The 18,227-nt window shown below is 54.0% G+C and carries 12 protein-coding genes and 1 pseudogene; 7 read left to right on the forward strand and 6 right to left on the reverse strand.

What is annotated here, in order from left to right:
• Positions 1-3: 3 nt before the first annotated feature.
• Genes QTO31_RS04235 through QTO31_RS04245 form a run of 3 tightly spaced genes read left to right on the forward strand, consistent with a single transcriptional unit; the run spans position 4 to position 2,042 of the window.
• On the forward strand, positions 4-927 hold the full coding sequence (locus tag QTO31_RS04235; protein ID WP_031459520.1) for a methylenetetrahydrofolate reductase: 924 nt from the start codon (positions 4-6) through the stop codon (positions 925-927).
• Between the two features lie 36 nt (positions 928-963).
• Positions 964-1,740: a type I methionyl aminopeptidase gene (gene map, locus QTO31_RS04240; RefSeq protein ID WP_031459519.1), complete on the forward strand. Its 777-nt coding sequence runs from the start codon at positions 964-966 to the stop codon at positions 1,738-1,740.
• Positions 1,741-1,778: 38 nt separating this feature from the next.
• Entirely contained in the window at positions 1,779-2,042 is a 264-nt protein-coding gene (locus tag QTO31_RS04245) for a hypothetical protein (protein ID WP_031459518.1), read from the forward strand.
• A 295-nt stretch (positions 2,043-2,337) separates the two neighbouring features.
• On the opposite strand, the gene QTO31_RS04250 is transcribed toward QTO31_RS04245, so the two are convergent.
• On the reverse strand, positions 2,338-2,781 hold the full coding sequence (locus QTO31_RS04250; protein ID WP_236631186.1) for a hypothetical protein: 444 nt from the start codon (positions 2,779-2,781) through the stop codon (positions 2,338-2,340).
• Between the two features lie 303 nt (positions 2,782-3,084).
• Here QTO31_RS04250 and QTO31_RS04255 point away from each other — a divergent pair, with 303 nt between their 5' ends.
• Both QTO31_RS04255 and QTO31_RS04260 read left to right on the forward strand, forming a co-directional pair.
• Positions 3,085-3,381, forward strand: a complete 297-nt coding sequence (locus QTO31_RS04255) for a YggT family protein (protein WP_301428196.1) — start codon at positions 3,085-3,087, stop codon at positions 3,379-3,381.
• Positions 3,378-3,764, forward strand: coding sequence for a hypothetical protein (locus tag QTO31_RS04260; RefSeq protein ID WP_031459515.1), 387 nt, complete (start codon positions 3,378-3,380; stop codon positions 3,762-3,764). Before QTO31_RS04255 ends, QTO31_RS04260 begins: the two co-directional genes overlap by 4 nt.
• 270 nt (positions 3,765-4,034) lie before the next feature.
• Here QTO31_RS04260 and QTO31_RS04265 read toward each other — a convergent pair whose 3' ends face one another.
• From QTO31_RS04265 to QTO31_RS04275, 4 genes and pseudogenes are all read right to left on the reverse strand, one after another.
• A complete protein-coding gene (locus QTO31_RS04265) occupies positions 4,035-5,201 on the reverse strand; it encodes a C45 family autoproteolytic acyltransferase/hydolase (RefSeq protein WP_301428197.1) in 1,167 nt (388 codons plus the stop codon).
• 101 nt (positions 5,202-5,302) lie between these two features.
• Positions 5,303-12,703, reverse strand: a complete 7,401-nt coding sequence (locus tag QTO31_RS04270; RefSeq protein ID WP_301428198.1) for a Calx-beta domain-containing protein — start codon at positions 12,701-12,703, stop codon at positions 5,303-5,305.
• Positions 12,651-13,052: a sensor histidine kinase gene (locus QTO31_RS19385; RefSeq protein WP_411278399.1), complete on the reverse strand. Its 402-nt coding sequence runs from the start codon at positions 13,050-13,052 to the stop codon at positions 12,651-12,653. The genes QTO31_RS04270 and QTO31_RS19385 overlap by 53 nt, the downstream gene beginning before the upstream one ends.
• Before the next feature lie 141 nt (positions 13,053-13,193).
• Positions 13,194-14,909: pseudogene (locus QTO31_RS04275) on the reverse strand (HAMP domain-containing protein); the annotation flags it as partial.
• A 350-nt stretch (positions 14,910-15,259) separates the two neighbouring features.
• Here QTO31_RS04275 and QTO31_RS04280 point away from each other — a divergent pair.
• Both QTO31_RS04280 and QTO31_RS04285 read left to right on the forward strand, forming a co-directional pair.
• A complete protein-coding gene (locus QTO31_RS04280; RefSeq protein ID WP_031459765.1) occupies positions 15,260-16,012 on the forward strand; it encodes an MBL fold metallo-hydrolase in 753 nt (250 codons plus the stop codon).
• Positions 16,013-16,020: 8 nt separating this feature from the next.
• The gene (locus QTO31_RS04285; protein ID WP_031459766.1) at positions 16,021-17,142 is read left to right on the forward strand and encodes a glycosyltransferase family 4 protein; all 1,122 of its coding nucleotides are present in this window, start codon (positions 16,021-16,023) and stop codon (positions 17,140-17,142) included.
• A 116-nt stretch (positions 17,143-17,258) separates the two neighbouring features.
• On the opposite strand, the gene QTO31_RS04290 is transcribed toward QTO31_RS04285, so the two are convergent.
• The gene (locus tag QTO31_RS04290; RefSeq protein WP_301428200.1) at positions 17,259-18,191 is read right to left on the reverse strand and encodes a translation initiation factor eIF-2B; all 933 of its coding nucleotides are present in this window, start codon (positions 18,189-18,191) and stop codon (positions 17,259-17,261) included.
• Between the last annotated feature and the right edge of the window lie 36 nt (positions 18,192-18,227).

The following is an 18,227-nucleotide window of genomic DNA, read 5'->3' on the forward strand; positions in this document are numbered from 1 at the left end:
GCTATGCACTCAACCCTCCAACGCCGGCTGGCCGCCGGCCAGATTGTAGTTACCGGCGAGATTGCTCCGCCAAAGGGGGCGGCCAGAAGCCATCTCGAAACCCTGGCTCAAAATATTCGCAATTATGTCGATGCAGTCAATCTGACCGACAATCAGCGTGGGATCGCCCGGATGTCGTCTTTGGGGGGGAGCGTCATTTTGCAGCAGCTCGGTATTGAACCGATTATGCAAATGACCTGCCAGCATCGTAACCGGATAGCTTTACAAGCTGATGCACTCAGTGCCTCCGCACTCGGTGTACGTAACTTGCTAGCAATGACCGGCGATCATCCACGCATTGGTGATCATCCAGAGGCCAAAAACGTTCTCGATCTGAATTCATTCCAGTTGATCCGCGTCTTGCGCACGTTGCGCGATCAGGCCACTTTCCAATCAGGTACACCGCTGAAAGAAGCACCCAGTTTCTTTATCGGCAGTGTCGCGAACCCGAACGTCGAACGGGCCGCACGGTTGGAAAAGAAGATTGAAGCCGGCGCAGAGTTCGTCCAAACCCAATTGATCTTTGATGTTGCACGTTTTCGGCAATGGATGGCCGATGTGCGGGCTGCCGGTTTGCATCAACAGGCGTACATCCTAGCCGGTGTGATGATCCTGCGCCGACCCAATTCAGCAATCTATCTACGCGATCACCTACCCGGCACGCTTATGCCAGAATCTGTGATCGAACGCATGCAACGCGCTGCCGATAGCGAAGCGGAAGGAATTGCCCTCGCTGCTGAGTTGGTGAATGAACTCCTTAGTATCGAGGGTGTTGCCGGTGTTCATATTATGTCGGTCGATTGGACACGTGCAATTCCTCGTGTCGTTGAACAAGCTGGCCTGCTGCCACGGCCACCGGCACCATCATCTGACGAGAATGTGCTATAACATGCTCAGTAAGTGCAAATAGAGCGAGAGTAGTCTATGGCTATCATTCTGAAATCACCGGCCCAGATAGAACTTCTACGCGCTGCGGGCCAACTGGTTCGACAGACGTTTAATGTGCTGCGTGAGTATATCCGACCGGGTGTCACCACGGCTGAACTGGACGCAATTGCTGAAGAGTTTATCCGTTCTCACGGTGCAGAACCGGTATACAAAGGATACGTGCCCGCTGGTCGCCGCGGGTATATTCCACCTTTTCCGGGTACGATCTGCGCCTCTATTAATGACGTGATTTGCCACGGCATTCCGAGTAAACGCGACCGGCTCCACCAGGGCGATATTGTCGGTATCGACATTGGGTTGCGCCTCAACGGTTGGATTGGTGATGCATGTGAGACCTTCGCTGTAGGTGACGTTGATGACGAGACTCAGCGTTTGCTCGACGTTACCCGGCGCTGCCTTGAACTGGGCATTGAACAGGCACGAGTGGGGAATCCTCTCCGGGCTATTGGCGCAGCGATCCAACGTTATGCCGAAGCCAATGGTTTCTCTGTAGTACGTGAGTACACCGGCCACGGGCTAGGTCGAAATCTACACGAAGAACCAACGATCCTCCATTACGATGATCCCCAGCAAACACGTAAGATCGTGGCTGGTATGGTGTTTACGATTGAACCGATGATCAACGCCGGTAAGGCAGCTACCAGAGTCGACCGCGATGGCTGGACGGTGCGTACTGCGGACGGTAAGCGGTCGGCGCAATTCGAGCATACGCTGGCGATAACGGAAGATGGACCGATTATCTTGACCGCTTGAATGACACGACTGGCAGCACAGCGCTGCCAGGAGGGCGTATGAAACTTGAAGAGGAACTGATCGCTGCACTTGCCAGCGGAGATCACGCACGTGCTATTGCGCTGGCTACCGAATTGCATAACCGCGGTCTCGATATAGCAGCCATCGAGACTGCACTGGCGCGTCAGCCTCACCTTGAAGAACAGCTTTGGGAGACCTTAAAACAGGTGATCCCTATTTCACGGCGTGCCCTGAAGCGACGAGCGATCCGCGCCGCCGAAGAACGAGACTGGGGAAGCTGGGAAGAAGGACGCCGTCGTTGACCAGGTGCAGAGCGATTCGTAGCAAAGATGATGTATAGCATCTAAGGATGCTTATCCGAATATCGTGCCGACGAAATTCCGCGTCGGGGCACAACGTCGTCCTGCGCCTCTCGTTCCCCCGTCACCCGACGCATCGCCTATGTCCACATCACCCACACCCCAGCGAGGGGCGCAGTGCCGCGGCACTCGTCCATCAGGATGAAAAAGGAGTCATTCTTTCCATTGTGTTCCATCTATCGTGTGGTTTCATCCGTTGTGCCCCACCGACGAACATTCGGATAGGCACGTATATGCGCTATTGAACACGGTAGATCACAATTGGCCGCACACCGCTTTCATCACGGAGTACGATCTCGACTTGATCGAGTCGCAGTAAACCACGCGACAACGGATCATAATTGACCGCACCTTCCACATAGTAATAGTAGATGTGACCTTGAAAGCGGAAACCGCGAATGTTGCTGGAATGAACAGTAATCCCCGGTTTGATTTCGATCATCGGATCAAGGATAGTACCGTTCATTCGCCCCTGAATCTCGTGGGCCAATTCGGTCACGTCCGGTGTCGTTGCCAATGGCGTGCGAAGCGGTATCGATGACAACAACCAGACCAGAACACTCAGCAGCAAGCATAACTCTAAACCCATCATGAGCCAAAACAGGCCAGAATGACCTACCCAAAAACGACTTTTGCTCGTAATACGCTGCTCTGCCCCAACTGACGCCATTGGCTTGATCATCACAATGTCCCTGGGTACGATACCGGATACCGTTAATTGATCCATGTCCTTCAAGGTTGTTGTAGTGAGTGAACTATAGTGTAGCAAATAGCGATTACCAATGCCATAGGTCTTCGGTCACATTTCGCTGAGAATTATCAACGTATCTGAACAGATAGATGGAGCAGCGGCAATGACATATCACATCCTACTGCTGACCGGTCTGATATTTCGTTCAGGAACCGTTGTACCATCAGATGTTGCCGATTGCCAATATTAGACGTATCATTGCCGCTGATAGTTCCATTGATCAGGAAGATGCTGATGAATCGAGATACTATTGTTCGGATGCGGGAAGGAATTGCCCTACTTAGCGGGGCGATATGCGGTTTGTTAACTGCACGACTGGTGTTGAAAATACTGGCCGCACGTCCAGATAGTCCGGCAGTGATCTGGCTCTACAACCTGAGTAATCCGCTGGTTGCGCCACTGTCTATTCTTGATCGCGAACAACCTCGCTTTGGCGCAATCCTAGAGTTGAGTACGCTGGCGATGCTGTTGATACTAATCAGTCTAACAGCTTTGAGTTGGGTTTGGTTGGGAAGGATAGCACAACGATGACCGAACAATTATCTACCGTTCTAAGCTGGCTCCTTACGTTCATGCTAACGTGTCTCATCGTAGCAATGATCGTTCTCTGGCTTGCCTGGGAACGTCTGCGTCGCTTAAATGTCCCACCCGATGCTGGTTTCTTTGAAACAATGCATTACCTGCCCATTACACTGCCCATTGTGCTCGACGTGCTCGATTTGGGATTTGACATTCTGGCAGCTCCGATCAGTTGGCTTTTACTTGATCGGTTGGGATTGCGAGGGCTGCGTAACAAAGCAGCAGTTGAAGCGTTGATACCGTTTACGCAACCGATTCCGGTCTTCACGATCAGTTGGATGATTGCTCGTCTGACCGGTCTGGGTAAAACCGTGTCGGAAGAACGGCCAGGCTAGTTCTCTACTCCGAATCTCCTTATGGGGCAGTGGAGGTTCTGATCTGACGTTTCTGGTTTTCGGTCAGGTATGATACGCCGATGCACGTTATACACACCCTCACGTCACTAACCAGTGACGTCTCCCTGAGAGTACAGACCACTGACCTACAGTGCACGCCTACAATCCCCTCACCTTCCCCCTGCTCCCTTCCTCTCCTACGCGGGGAGAGGAAGGGGAAGGACGAGGCATCCGTCCCTCCCTCTCACTCCTCTTTCCTCTCTTCCGACCTTACAGTGTTACCGGTACAAACGGCACCCGGCAGGGGATATGTGGGGCAACGTGCATAGTGCGGTGCCGGAGATCAATGATGACCCCGCAAACGCTCTCATTCCGGTCAACCGCAGCTATTTGCGGGTCGGGATGGCGACAGATACAGCGTGGTGCGCCCTCGTGATCGCGGAGGATTGCCTGTAACACATCTAGTCCGATCCGACCAGCAGACTCCTGCAGCAATGTCCAAGCCCTTCCATACCGTTCACGACTCGTCGCAGTCGGTTCAAGAGCACACTCACCGGCGGCAGTAGTGGTATCGAGACAATGATTGGCATGCGCCAGCAATCCTTCGTGGGCCGGCAATTCGGCAACAGCGGTTGGAGTAAGTTCAAAGGCCAGCAACTGACCATCTGCACTGGCCAATGTAATACAAGATGATCCACCTGCCGGAATCTGTTTAGCCAGACGGCGTGCTGTCATAACATCAGTTGCCTGTAGCATCTGGCGTAACAAGATATGTACCGGCATCCCCTGGCGCTGACCATCTGTGGTTGAACGAAGCAGATTTAAACCAACTGCAATTCCAGCCTGATTGAGTCCAATCTTCGCCACCATCCCTGCCTCGGTTAGAGTTAAGAACGAGGGGATGCCAGGTCCATCAATACGCAATATGATACAAGCCGCTCGCTGGTCACCCTGCCAGTCCCAGGTTTGCGCCAGCCATACTTCATCGTTTGCGGTAGCCGGTGGCGCCGCAGCCGCTGTTGTACATTCGCCATCATCACCAACCGACAGACCACTCGTTGCTCCCGATTCTGCATGTGTCGGCACCCCTACCGCACGATTGCGTGCGAGAGCCAGTGCTGCATCAGGATGATGAACGCCGACACCGATTCCGGCCAGCAATTCGGTACGCACATTCAACGCGATAATTTCAGCCAGTGTCCTTCCGGCACCAACGGCAATCCCTTGCATTTCAACCAACACGTCAGGTGCAATTTCACGTAATAACGGCTCGTAAGTCAAGGCTTCACGCTGAACGTCTTCCCAAGCCATCCCTCGCCGATACGCAAACAGACGGGCATAATTGGCAATACTATGCCTGATCAGTGAGGCGGCGGCTGCGCCGTATTGCAGTCCTCGTTCGTATGGCTTACCAGAAATAGTAATCAATGGAAACATCAAGCCTTTCTCCGAAACAGGTTTCACATACATTCAACTGTGATACTAGCAGTTACCCTTCCGAGCAATGTTATGTGACAATTACAACTTGACACTACGAGTTACGGCACGATCCGCACCATTGTATAACCTCGCCAGAGGTACGGATGATCACTCTGATCGGCTGCGTTTGCCTGGACTGTTATCGGCGCCGCACCTACCGGAACCGAACCGGCAACCAATGGAACTGTGAAGGTGTTTCCGGACCCGGCTGTCAGTAAACCAGCATTGATGGTCATGACCTGACCACTAATTGTACACGGGCCAGGGGCAGCGGTACACGCACCCGGAGCGAAACTTATTCCATCAGGCAAGGTGATGCTAAGTTGTAGATTACGTGCTGCACCGGCAGTGATACCATTGGCCTGATTGCTATAATTGATTGTGAGATTGAAATTACTCTCTGTCGTAACCGAAGATGCAGAGGTTAGCTGCAAGGCAACATCAGGTACTGGCGGTAGGGTCACGTACAGTGGTACACCGGTCTGACCTTCCTGGATGAAGTGATTCTCACTGGAAGCACTATTCGTGCAGGTCACAATCCGCCACCAACCAGGCTGTGGAGAAAGAATGACATCACCACCACGCGCCGTTGCGCTCCCGTTGTTCCATTGACCATCGTTTGAAGCCGTGCCAACAATCCCGCCACTCTGACCGGTCGGATCGTAGAGCGATCCGGGCGGGTAATAGCGCACCCAGGCTGTACCGACATCGTTCAAATCAAAGTTGTGGAAGGTGACACTACTCAAGCCCGGCGCCACGTACTGGAAGAAGGTCGTACACACAGGTGTTCCCGGTGGGTGGCGCAGGCTCTGACGCAAGATACCCTGGACGATCTCATCACCGCTTCCCGGTATCCCATCTAAATCAACCGTCGGCGCCCCACTACCACTCCAACCACTGCGTACCGCCCAGCCATTAGTATCGTCATCAGGAACACTCACAACCAGGAGATAGGCACCACACGGCGTTGGGTTACTAATTCCAGGCAAGCTGACCCACGTTGTAGCATCACCAGTATTGGGGAGATAGGTAGCACTAGTCACTAGCGTACCAACCGTCGGCGGATAGCCGTCGCTAGCCTGCCAGCCTACCGGCATACGGTAGAGGGCGAAGGTTGTTGTTTCAGCAGTACCACGAATAACGTCCCATAGATTAGTAGTTGGGTTGATCGATGGGCTAAGCAATTCGACTGCCAACTGACCGGTTACGCCACACGGTACATCGATGCGCACGATTGATGCACCCTCGTTTACTCCGTAGAAATTCCAGTTGTAGGTTGTATAATTAGGACCGGCCGTTTGCAATGCGGTTGGGTTCTGCGTGAGTAAAACCGCCTCCGCATCGACAATCGTGACCGTAGCAATTGCCGGATTACCCAGCGTCGCACCGCCGGTCGGATTACTCAATTCGACTTGAACCGTCTCAAATGGCTGATCGTCAGCACTGTTATTCCATATCTGGATTGTGAACGTCTGACTTGTTACACCCGGTGCAAACGTGAGCGTACCATTCGTCGGTACGTAATCGTGCGTGGGCTGCGAGCCATCACCAGGTTGAGCCGTGCCGCCAGTTCGCGTTGCATAATCAACTGTGACCAGTGTGGTATACGCTCGACTCAGCGTCACTGTCAGCGTAGCTGAAACACCGCTCTCTTGCACAACAACGTCACTGCTGGCAAACCGAATCGCAGGTGGATCATCATCAAGGATGATGCCGACCCCAAGGCCATCGCTAATGACCAACGTCTCATCGGTCACAATACTCGTCGGCTGACCAGGTAATGTCACCCGCGGATTACTCAAACTGACCGTGAAAAATTCATCGTCTTCGGCCAGGGTATCACCGATCACGCCAATCGGTAGCGTCGCCTGCAATAAGCCGGCAGGTATGGTGAGCGTTCCCGACGCAGAGTTATAATCCAGACCAGCGGTAGCTGTACCATCATTTGTTACATAGTCGATCAGGACATCGCGATCCGAAACCCGATTCAGACGCACAATAAAGTTGCTGTTGGAGACTCCACTATCACCTTCAAACCGCACGACATCTTCAATACTTATGCGTACCGGCTCGTTATCGCGGTTGATCACAGTTACACTGTTCGGCGTCGGCGAGAGGCCATTGTAGAAGGGATCGGTACTGATAGCAGGCGCAAACTGGACAGTGAACGGTTGATGACCATCTTCAAGCGAATCATCAACGCCGCTTACGATAAACACCGCGTCAGTATTCCAGTTCGTATTGTCGAAGATGACACTAGGCGGCGCTACATTCCCTTCGGTTAGATCACTAACTGAGATACTGACCTGTACATTTGCGGTAGGCTGGCTGGTCAGACGCAGTCTGATTGTGATACTGTCGCCGTTTTCCGACACAATCAACGGGGCTGCTGGAACAGTAACAACAAAGCCTGCGGTATCGTTGTCGAGAATGGTGAGGGCAAGCGATGGGCCACTTAACCCGTTGTAGAACGAATCGGTACTGCTTGCCTGATGAGTGATAGCGACCGTCTGCACAGCTTCAGCGATTGCATCTTCGGGCACGGAGATCGTGACGGTCTGCGGTGTATTCCAATTCGTTGCGGTAAAGGTAAGTGTGGTCACCGGGCTACCATTCACCAACACCGCACCCTGACCGTCAATTGTCACCGTAACGGCTGCCGTGGGTTCCGTAGCCAGAGCCACAGTGTAATTGACACTACCACCTTCGGTGACGGTAAGGGTCGTAGTGCTGAGAAGAATCCCCGGAATATCATCATCAGTAACGGTTACAGGTAGCGTACTGTTTAAACCGTTGTAAGGCGGATCGGAACTAGTCGTAGCGTGCAATATGGTACGATTACGTGGCGGGCGAGTAATCTGATCGACATTGGGTTCGAGTACGCTCACCGTTTGCGCACTATTCCAGTTCGCTGCGGTAAAGGTCAGCGTAGTGGTTCCACTGCCGTTCACCAGCAAATATCCCTGACCGTCGATGGTCACGCTCACCGGAGCGAGCGGTTGACTGGTTAGCCTGACCTCATAGGTACCAGCGATACCTTCGGTTACTGTCAGTGTGGTTGGGGTAAAACTTAGCCCGGCGGTATCGTTCTCCTGCACCACCACCCGCACCAGCCGGTCGGCCAGCGCATCGTACACCGGATCGCTGCTACTCGCCACCTCGTGCCGCAGATCGAGGTCGTAGGTCGTGGTCAACGTCTCGACCACGTTGTCATCAATCGCCTGCACCGTGACCGTTTGCGCCGTATTCCAGTTCGTCGGCGTAAAGGTCAACGTCAACGTCGGCTGACCGTTCAGCAGCAGTTGACCACTGCTCCCCACCAGCGGCGATGCCGCGCTTACCAGCTCCGGCGTGATCGTCACCCTTACATCGGCCAACGGACGGGTCGCCAACCGCACAGTATAGCTCGCCGCTGCACCGCCCTCGGCCACTGTCAGGCTAGTTGGCGTGATGAGCAACCCAGCGCTGTCGTTCTCCTGCACCACCACCCGTACCAGCCGGTCGGCCAGTGCATCGTACACCGGGTCGCTACTACTCGCCACCGCGTGCCGCAGGTCGAGGTCGTAGGTCGTGGTCAACGTCTCGACCACGTTGTCATCTATCGCCTGCACCGCAACCGCCTGCGCCGTATTCCAGTTCATCGGCGTAAAGGTCAGCATCAGCGTCGGCTGACCGTTCAGCAGCAGTTGCCCGCCGCTGCCCACTAGCGGCGATGCCGCGCTCACCAGCTCCGGCGTGATCGTCACCCTTACATCGGCCAACGGACGGGTCGCCAACCGCACAGTATAGCTCGCCGCTGCACCGCCCTCGGCCACCGTCAGGCTGGTTGGCGTGATGAGCAACCCAGCGCTGTCGTTCTCCTGCACCACCACCCGCACCAGCCGGTCGGCCAGCGCATTGTACACCGGGTCGCTGCTACTCGCCACATCGTGACGCAAGTCAAGCGCATAGGTTGTAGTCAGCGTCTCGACCACGTTGTCATCAATCGCCTGCACCGTGACCGTTTGCGCCGTATTCCAGTTCGTCGGCGTAAAGGTCAACGTCAGCGTCGGCTGACCGTTCAGCAGCAGTTGACCACTGCTCCCCACCAGCGGCGATGCCGCGCTTACCAGCTCTGGCGTAATAGTGATCGTTACTGCGGCTAACGGACGGGTTGCCAGACGCACTGTATAGCTCGCCGCTGGCCCACCCTCGGCTACCGTCAGGCTGGTGGGCGTGATAATCAGCCCCGCCGTATCGTTCTCCTGCACCACCACCCGCACCAGCCGGTCGGCCAGTGCATCGTACACCGGGTCGCTGCTACTCGCCACATCGTGACGCAAGTCAAGCGCATAGGTTGTAGTCAGCGTCTCGACCACGTTGTCATCAATCGCCTGCACCGTGACCGTTTGCGCCGTATTCCAGTTCGTCGGCGTAAAGGTCAACGTCAACGTCGGCTGACCGTTCAGCAGCAGTTGACCACTGCTCCCCACCAGCGGCGATGCCGCGCTTACCAGCTCTGGCGTAATGGTGACCGTTACATTCGCCAGAGGTTGGCTTGCCAGGCGCACCGTATAGCTCGCCGCTGGCCCACCCTCGGCTACCGTCAGGCTGGTGGGCGTGATAATCAGCCCCGCCGTATCGTTCTCCTGCACCACCACCCGCACCAACCGGTCGGCCAGTGCATCGTACACCGGGTCGCTACTACTCGCCACCGCGTGTCGCAGGTCGAGGTCGTAGGTCGTGGTCAGCGTCTCGACCACGTTGTCATCAATCGCCTGCACCGCAACCGCCTGCGCCGTATTCCAGTTCGTCGGCGTAAAGGTCAACGTCAGCGTCGGCTGACCGTTCAGCAGCAGTTGACCACTGCTCCCCACCAGCGGCGATGCCGCGCTTACCAGCTCCGGCGTAATGGTGACCGTTACATTCGCCAGAGGTTGGCTTGCCAGACGCACCGTATAGCTCGCCGCTGGCCCACCCTCGGCTACCGTCAGGCTGGTTTGGCTAAGGATAAGGGCAGCGTTATCGTTTTCGATGATCGTCACCGGCAACAACGATGGTGGAAGCGCGTTGTACATCGCATCACCGGCGCTGGTTGCAGTATGACGTAGGTGAACAAGATAGGTCGTGGCCGGATCGAGCGCTTCATCGATCTGGTCATCGATCACTTGCACATTAACAAGCTGTGGTGTATTCCAATTATCTGGCGTGAACGTCAGAGTCAGGGTTGCCGAGCCATTGAGACGAACCTGATCATTACTTCCGATCAATGGCGAAGGTGGTACAACAATTTCGGGTGTAATAGTGATTGTAACCGGTGCAACAGGACGACTATTGAGACGAACGCTATACGAAGCAGTTGCCCCTTCATTCAGTGTCAGATTCGCCGGTGTTAGCACAATACCGGCCAGATCGTTATCAATGACAGTGACTGCAACATTCGCTGTCAGGCCATTGTAGAAGGTATCGGTACTACTTGCGCTATGCGTAATCTGCACAACCTCGCTGATACCTTCATCAATGTCATCATCGAGAGCCTTTACACGCACTGTTTGAAAAACATTCCAGTTGGTTGGAGTAAAGAACAGAGTTATCGGTGCCGGTGTGGTCTGGCCATCAAGTAAGACCTGTGTTGACGGTGTAATAGTCACGACCACATTTGCTGTTGGCTGCGTTGCCAGACGCACGGTATAACTTACCGCTGGCCCACCTTCGGCTACTGTCAAACTGAAGGGTAAGGTGACAATAGCCGCCACATCGTTGTCGGCGATCCGCACGCTCAGCACAGGCAGACTCAAACCCTGATAGAAGGGATCGGTACTAGTTGCCGTATGACTCACCGATCCCGGATGAGGGGTTGCCTCGGCAATCCGATCATCGATCGCCTGCACAGTCACTGTTTGCGGAGCGGCCCAATTATCCGGCGTAAAGATGAGAGTTGGGGGTATTGTCGTTACCTGAACGCCGGTAAGCGTAATCGTCACCGGTGCTGTCGGACGGCTGTTCAATCTAACGGTATAGGTACCATCTGGGCCACCTTCGGCTACATCAACAACCGACGGTTGGACAACGATACCGGCCTGATCGTTATCCTGGATGGTGAGCGCATGGGTATCTGGTGAACCGATCGTGGCATTAACCGCCGATGTAAGCCGAACAATGACCGTCTCATCAGCTTCATCTTCAGGATCGTCAATAATCGGGATCAGTAAACGGGCAGCACTGGCTCCTGCCGGTATCACAATTGTGCCCGCACGGAGACCGTGATCGTCTAGAGAGGCTGTACCGGTGACGGTATAACTCACCTGGGCATCAACCGCCGAGACCGGCTCCAGGCGGATGGTCACGGCAGCCAGACCATCACCTTCATCTATGATACCGGCAGCACTGACAAAACGGACTACTGGTGGTGGACTGGTATCGACAATCGTAACAGTTGCAGTACCGGGAATACCGATAAAACCACCTTCTGGATTGAGTAAGCGTAGTCTGAATGTCTCGGCAGGTTCGTAGAGGTCATCGGCGATGATACGAACGGTAAATGTTTTTTGCTGTTCACCGACTGCAAAAACTAACACCCCATTGGTAGGGAGATAATCGACATCGGGCAATGCACTACCGGCAATCGTTTCATACCGCACGCGCACCGTCTGCTCGGCAGGCGAGCCAAGGCGAACCGTTACCGTCAAGGTACCTGCATTTTCATTGACGCTTATATTCTCATTAGCAAAAAAGAAGATCGACTCGCCAGGGCGCGGGGTCGGGGTACTGGTTGGTACCGGTGTTGCTGTCCGCGTTGGCGTGGCAGTACTTGTCGGTATCGCGGTAACGACACGAGTTGGCGTCACTGTTGGCGTTGCCGTAGCAGTACGGGTTGGCGTCGCCGTGGGTGATGGTAGTGACGTTGGTGGCGGTGGTGGCGGCGGAGGTGGAGAAGTTACAATCGGCGTTGGGGTCAACGTTGGCAATGGAGTGCGCGTAGGCGGTACTGTGCGAGTAGGTGTGGCCGTCCGGGTCGGGGTCGCGGTTGGCAATGCGGTCGGTGTATTTGTCGGAGTCGGAGTAGGGGTACGGGTAGCTGTTGGCGTGGAGGTCGCCGTAGCAGTCGGTGTGGCAGTCGGCGTAGGTGTTGCGGTGGGCACCTCGATAACCACAACCGGTACGTCCTCTATCTGATCAGGTTCAGGGGTCTGTACTGGAGTTGGACTCTCATCAGGTACAATGATACTGGGATTAATCGGTGGCAATTGCAGCCCACCACCCCAGGGACTGTAATCAACCCGACCAGTATTGAAATCACCACTAAACCACTCCATACGTGGGGCGACCTGATTGATCATCAGATTGATGACCAACGAAATCAACCCCAACAGGAGGAGGAGCGCAGCGAGAATCAGCCAGGGTAACGGTTGTTGCCAACGATCATACCTAAGCAGCCGATTCCATGCGGGTTGCCGGTTTTTCAGGAGTGGTGGTATCATCGGCGTACCGTAATGTAAAGAAGAATGTACTGCCCTGTCCTGGTGTGCTTTCGACGCCAATCGTGCCACCCAAGCGCTCGATCAGTTGCTTACAAATCGCCAGACCAAGCCCAATACCGCGTTCACTCGAGTTAATCCCTTCGTTAACCCCTTCACCGCGGAAAAAGCGCTCAAAGATTTGCTCGTGGAGATGATGCGGTATCCCGCGACCGGTATCACTTACCTCAATGCGTAGCGCATCGCGTTGGGGAATGGCACAAACCGTAATCCTTCCGGTGTCGGTATACCGCCGCGCATTATCGAGCAATTGAAGCGTGATAGTACGTACATGCTCGGCGTCGGCCAGCACTTTTGGCAACTTCTTCGGCAGCTCAACTTCGAGCTGTAATCCTTTCGCTTTAATCGGCCCACGAACCTGCCAAATTGCATCTTCAATCGGCGGTTGTACATCGATAGGCTCGATAACAGACCTAAGTGTTCCGGAGTCGAGATTAGCAATGGTGATTGCATTGCTAATCAGCGTCGTCATATTATTTGCCTGCAAGCGAATGGCTTCCACAAAAGATTTCTGTTCATCAGCGAGCGGACCGGCCAGACCACGCGCCAGGAGATCAGCATTTCCGCGAATCACCGTTAGCGGTGTACGCAATTCATGCGAAATCGTACCGATAAAGTTTGTCTTTGCCCGATCAACCATCACCTCCTTGGTGAGATCTTGCAGGATGGCGACATAGCCCAACAAGTGGCCGTTATCCTCACGCACTTCGGCCACTGAAAGTCGGATAATATAATTGCCAAGCGAATACAGATCGTGCGCCCGTTGATCACCAAACCCAGGTACACCTTCGGTCAATGGCGTAAGTGGCAAGTCACTCAAGCGTTTGGGAAAAGAAGCATCTTCTGCCAGGCCAAGCAAGCGACGGGTTGCGCGATTGATTGAACGAATTTCACCCTGAACATCGGTAAAAATAATACCGTCAGTAATACTCTCGACAATTGCCGCCCGTTGGCGCGCCTCAGCCCGCACCTTAGCAATAAGCTCAACCAGAGAATCGGTCATGCGGTTAAAATGTCGCGCCAGCTCGCCGATCTCATTTTGAGAAGATACTCGTGCGCGCCGCTGAAGATCACCGTCCACAATTGCACGAGCAGTTTCTGCCAACTCCTCAAGCGGTCGCGTAATGCGTTGAGTGACCCACAAGCCAATGACAGCGATCGTCAACCCCAGGCCAAGCGTCACGACTGCCAACAGTGGACTAATGTTATTCCACGACAGCAGTACTTCTTCCCGAGCACGAACAGTCGCCAGAATACCAACCCGACTACCACGGATCGTTAACGGCACGTATGCCAATTGATATTCCTTACCATCAATGGTTTCAACGGTAAAGAGTGATTGTCCGTATAGGTCAGCATTCTTTTCTATCAGTTTTGTCACCACATCCGATCTCAACGATGGTGGCCGAACAAGACTACTAAATGTGCTGGCAATAGTCGCGCCGTCCTTATCGTATAGGATAATCCCATCCAGTCGTGCCTGTTTGAGCATCTCATTGAGCAGTTTATCGAGCCGATTGGCTACAATCAGCCCGCCAACCACCTCTTCACCCTGGCGTACTGGTGTGATAGTAGCCAGATACACTGTTTGCGTATTGCTAAATTGGATCAGACCGGCATACTTGTCACCGCGTTCGTCGGCTTTACCCTGTAAAACAAGGGAAGTGAACCAGGCACTGCTAAGGTCAGATGAAGCATGGGTGATATACTCGTTGTTGGTTGCCTCAGGTAGACGTTCGAAATCGGCGATAGTGCGGCCATCACGGCCAAAGGCGATCAAGCGATCAAGGCGGACATCAATTCGTTGGATACCCTGACGAAAGAATGGATCAAGCGCTCTGCGCAAACCGTCGCGATCGTCGGACGCAAAGGCTTCAGCAACAGCCGGCGCATTAATACTGTCGTTCCGCTGGGCAAAAGCGACTTCGCGCAAAAAACTAAGGTTAGCCTGTTCTTGTACAAAAAAAGTATCGCTGACCGTCCTGGTTGCTGCGGCTAACTCATTATCAAAACGATCTTGTTGCTGCCGGGCAAGGAAAAACGCAACAATTGATAGGCCCACGATGGCGACTAAGACCGCGAGGACGAGGAAGGGGCCAATGATCTGATATTTGAGTTGGCTTTGCAGCTCCTTTATTAGCCGCCTCATAACAACCTACCCGGCACAAGGAGGTCTGTCGTTGATTAGCGAAAAGGATGTGAGTCACAAGAATTGTTCCATCGGTCCCAATCATGAACAGGCTCACAAACTCTAGCGCTCACCAATAGTATAAGACAGGTTGTTGCGCTTGCGAATACCTTTTTAATGGCAAATGGTTAACAGTTTATTTATATAGGCACATAAAGCTATTAATACAATCGGTAATAGTACAATCTGGCGTATGAGATGTTATTATCTGCATGAAAGCCAGCTTTTGCTGTATCAGTACTCTTGCAAACAACCGTGCTATAATACCGATGTATTGTGGTATTCATCCGTTATTCATCTTTACAGAACGCATGCATCTACACTTTCTTGGTACCGGTACATCAATGGGAGTTCCCGTAATTGGCTGCGATTGCCCAATCTGCACCTCATCGGATCCTCGTCATCACCGATTACGTACCTCGGCCCTGGTGCGAAGCCACGGTTTACATATTCTCATCGATGTCGGTCCCGATTTTCGGATGCAAGCGCTACGAGCAAACCTGCGTCGCATCGATGCGGTACTACTTACCCATGCCCATTTCGACCACGTCGCCGGTATCGACGACCTGCGTCCATTCTGTATGCGCCAGGGAACGCTGCCAATCTACGGGAGTGCACAAACGCTGGCTGATGTACGGCAACGCTTTGCGTATGCCTTCGATGACACTTCCCAAGGCTCCTCGCGCCCGTCGATTACCCTTCATACGATTGAGGGGCCTTTTCAGATCGGGCCTTTGACGGTACTTCCGCTTGCCATTCCCCATGGCACCTGGACGATTACTGCCTATCGGATCGGACCATTGGGCTATGTCACCGATGCCAGCGCTATTCCGCCGGCGGCTATGGAGGCCCTCCGCGGTGTGCAAGTGCTGGTGCTCAATGCGTTACGTGCAGAACCACATCCAACCCACCTCTCGATTGCTGAGGCAGGTGAAGTTGCCCGAATAATTGGCGCTCCACGTACATTTCTCGTCCATATGACGCATACGGTCGATTATCGGGCCGATTATGGTCTACCTTCGGGCGTTACCTTTGCTTACGATGGGCTTGAAATTGAAATCTAAAAACCGAGATGATTCGATTTGCTATTGATGCGCGGTTGCATGCTTACCGGCAAGGCGGTATTACCCACTATACACGTAGCCTGATCAAGGCTATGATCCCCTTGCTGGCAGACGATGAGGAGCTACTTGTCCTTGAACACGTGCGATCCCGCATCCCGCTGGTACCAATCGCACGTCGTACACATCTGTTGACCCCACCGCATCATCGTCTTGAGCAAATCTGCTTACCGATTGAAATCACGCTCCGTCGTCCCACGCTGTTACACAGTCCCGATTTTATTCCACCCTTCTTACGCCCCTGCCCGGCAGTCATTACGATCCACGACCTGGCCTTTCTGCACTTTCCGGAGATTCTCGACCAGGCAGCGCGACGTTATTACGGTCAGATTCAGCGCGCTGCAACTAGTGCCGAGGCCATTATCACCATCTCACAGGCAACGCGGGATGACATTATTGATCGCCTTGGCGTTCCACCAGAACGGATTACGGTTATTTACGCGGCAGCCGATGAGCGGTTTCAGCCATGGTCATTACCGCCTGGTGCTACGCGAACCATTGATGGGAAAACACTCACTGCCGATACCTTTATGCTCTTCGTCAGCACGATTGAACCACGCAAAAATATTCCTACGCTGTTGCGCGCACTACGCATTTGTTGCGACCGTAGACCATCTACCAACTATCACCTGGTGTTAGCCGGGGCACGAGGCTGGCTTGATCAACCAATTCTGGAACTGATCGGTGAGCTAGGTCTAAGTGACCGCATTACACGGGTCGGTTTTGTTGGCGGCGATGATCTGCACTGGTTATATGCAGCCTGTCGTCTTTATCTCAACCCGTCGCGCTATGAAGGGTTTGGGCTACCGGCGCTCGAGGCTCTGGCCTGCGGCGCACCGGCCATTGTCTCTGATACCAGCAGCTTCCCTGAAGTCGTTGGTGATGCAGCCTGGCTGGCGCCACCTCTTGATCCGATTGCCTGGGCCGACCTGATCGAGCACCTCTGGCACGATGAGGCAACAAGACGCGATCTCGCTCGACGTGGGCCACAACAGGCTGCCCGCTTTTCGTGGACAACAGCGGCCAGGCAGACCTTACACCTCTACCGACAAGTGATCGGACGAGATGAGTAACAATCAACTCGGATGAGACAAACTTTGCTGAAGCAGGGTTGCACCGGAACAGAGCCGGTAGGACAACCGCGTCGGTCATCCTACCGGCAGGAACCGTTCAGATCAAAGGACACGTCTCACTCGTACCGCTCATCCAAATCAGCCTGGAGCAGGGGATGCAAATGTGTTGCCGCTAACCAGGCCTCGATGCCTACCGGCGGTGAAATACCTCGTTCGGAAATAATCCCAGTCAGCAGATCGAGTGGTGTGCGATCGGCATAGGCGGTATGCACCGTAATACCTGGGGGCACATCTGACCAGACCTGATGCGACACCATCGGAAACTGTTGGGGTAAGCGGTACCCTGGCGGTAATAGCTTCTCACTTGAACAAAGCGTATAAAACGGCACACTCATCGCGTGGGCTGCCAGAGCCAGCGGGTACGTACCCACGCGGTTGATTAAACCTTCACTCCCGATCAAATCAGCCCCGACCAAAACAAGATGACACTGCGCAACGTGTGTAGCCGCCGAAGCATCGGTTATCAAGGTCGTGTGAATACCACTGGCTGCTAATTCTCCGGCTAACATACGGCCCTCGCCAATCGGCCGACTCTCGGTACAAATCACCCGCGGCCGACGACCGGCGCGTTGAGCGTGGCGCAATGCGGCACGTACTGTTGTACTCCGACCAATTGTCAAAATAACAGCTTCTTCACCGATCAAACGCAACGTCGTTTCAGCAATTGCTGCCTCATGCACATGGAGACGACGACGAAAGTCGTTTGTCGTTTCATCAACAAAACGCAACGCCGTTTCACAATCGGTTGCTTCTTCTAACCGCCAGAGCAAACCGTTAACCAGATTCACCAATGGCGCCATCGTTGGGTGGCTACGAATTAATGCTCGCCCAACGGTCAGAATCTCACGTTGCACATCGGCGTGATCGGCCATCGGACGACTACGTACTGCCCGTGCCAGAATCCCCGCACACTTTTGGGCAATTTCCACTGCGCCTGAGACCGTATCGGCCGCAATCTCGGCAACGGATCGGGCGATAAATGGATCCATGGGATTTCCTGTACCGGTATTCAATGTATCTGATAA

The organism is Chloroflexus sp. MS-CIW-1 (genome assembly GCF_030444705.1).
Classification (GTDB): domain Bacteria; phylum Chloroflexota; class Chloroflexia; order Chloroflexales; family Chloroflexaceae; genus Chloroflexus.

Coding starts and splice junctions, on each gene's coding strand:
- QTO31_RS04235 (WP_031459520.1), top strand. CDS start 4: ATGCACTCAACCCTCCAACGCCGGCTGGCCGCCGGCCAGATTGTAGTT.
- map (WP_031459519.1), top strand. CDS start 964: ATGGCTATCATTCTGAAATCACCGGCCCAGATAGAACTTCTACGCGCT.
- QTO31_RS04245 (WP_031459518.1), top strand. CDS start 1,779: ATGAAACTTGAAGAGGAACTGATCGCTGCACTTGCCAGCGGAGATCAC.
- QTO31_RS04250 (WP_236631186.1), bottom strand. CDS start 2,781: ATGATCAAGCCAATGGCGTCAGTTGGGGCAGAGCAGCGTATTACGAGC.
- QTO31_RS04255 (WP_301428196.1), top strand. CDS start 3,085: ATGAATCGAGATACTATTGTTCGGATGCGGGAAGGAATTGCCCTACTT.
- QTO31_RS04260 (WP_031459515.1), top strand. CDS start 3,378: ATGACCGAACAATTATCTACCGTTCTAAGCTGGCTCCTTACGTTCATG.
- QTO31_RS04265 (WP_301428197.1), bottom strand. CDS start 5,201: ATGTTTCCATTGATTACTATTTCTGGTAAGCCATACGAACGAGGACTG.
- QTO31_RS04270 (WP_301428198.1), bottom strand. CDS start 12,703: ATGATACCACCACTCCTGAAAAACCGGCAACCCGCATGGAATCGGCTG.
- QTO31_RS04280 (WP_031459765.1), top strand. CDS start 15,260: ATGCATCTACACTTTCTTGGTACCGGTACATCAATGGGAGTTCCCGTA.
- QTO31_RS04285 (WP_031459766.1), top strand. CDS start 16,021: ATGATTCGATTTGCTATTGATGCGCGGTTGCATGCTTACCGGCAAGGC.
- QTO31_RS04290 (WP_301428200.1), bottom strand. CDS start 18,191: ATGGATCCATTTATCGCCCGATCCGTTGCCGAGATTGCGGCCGATACG.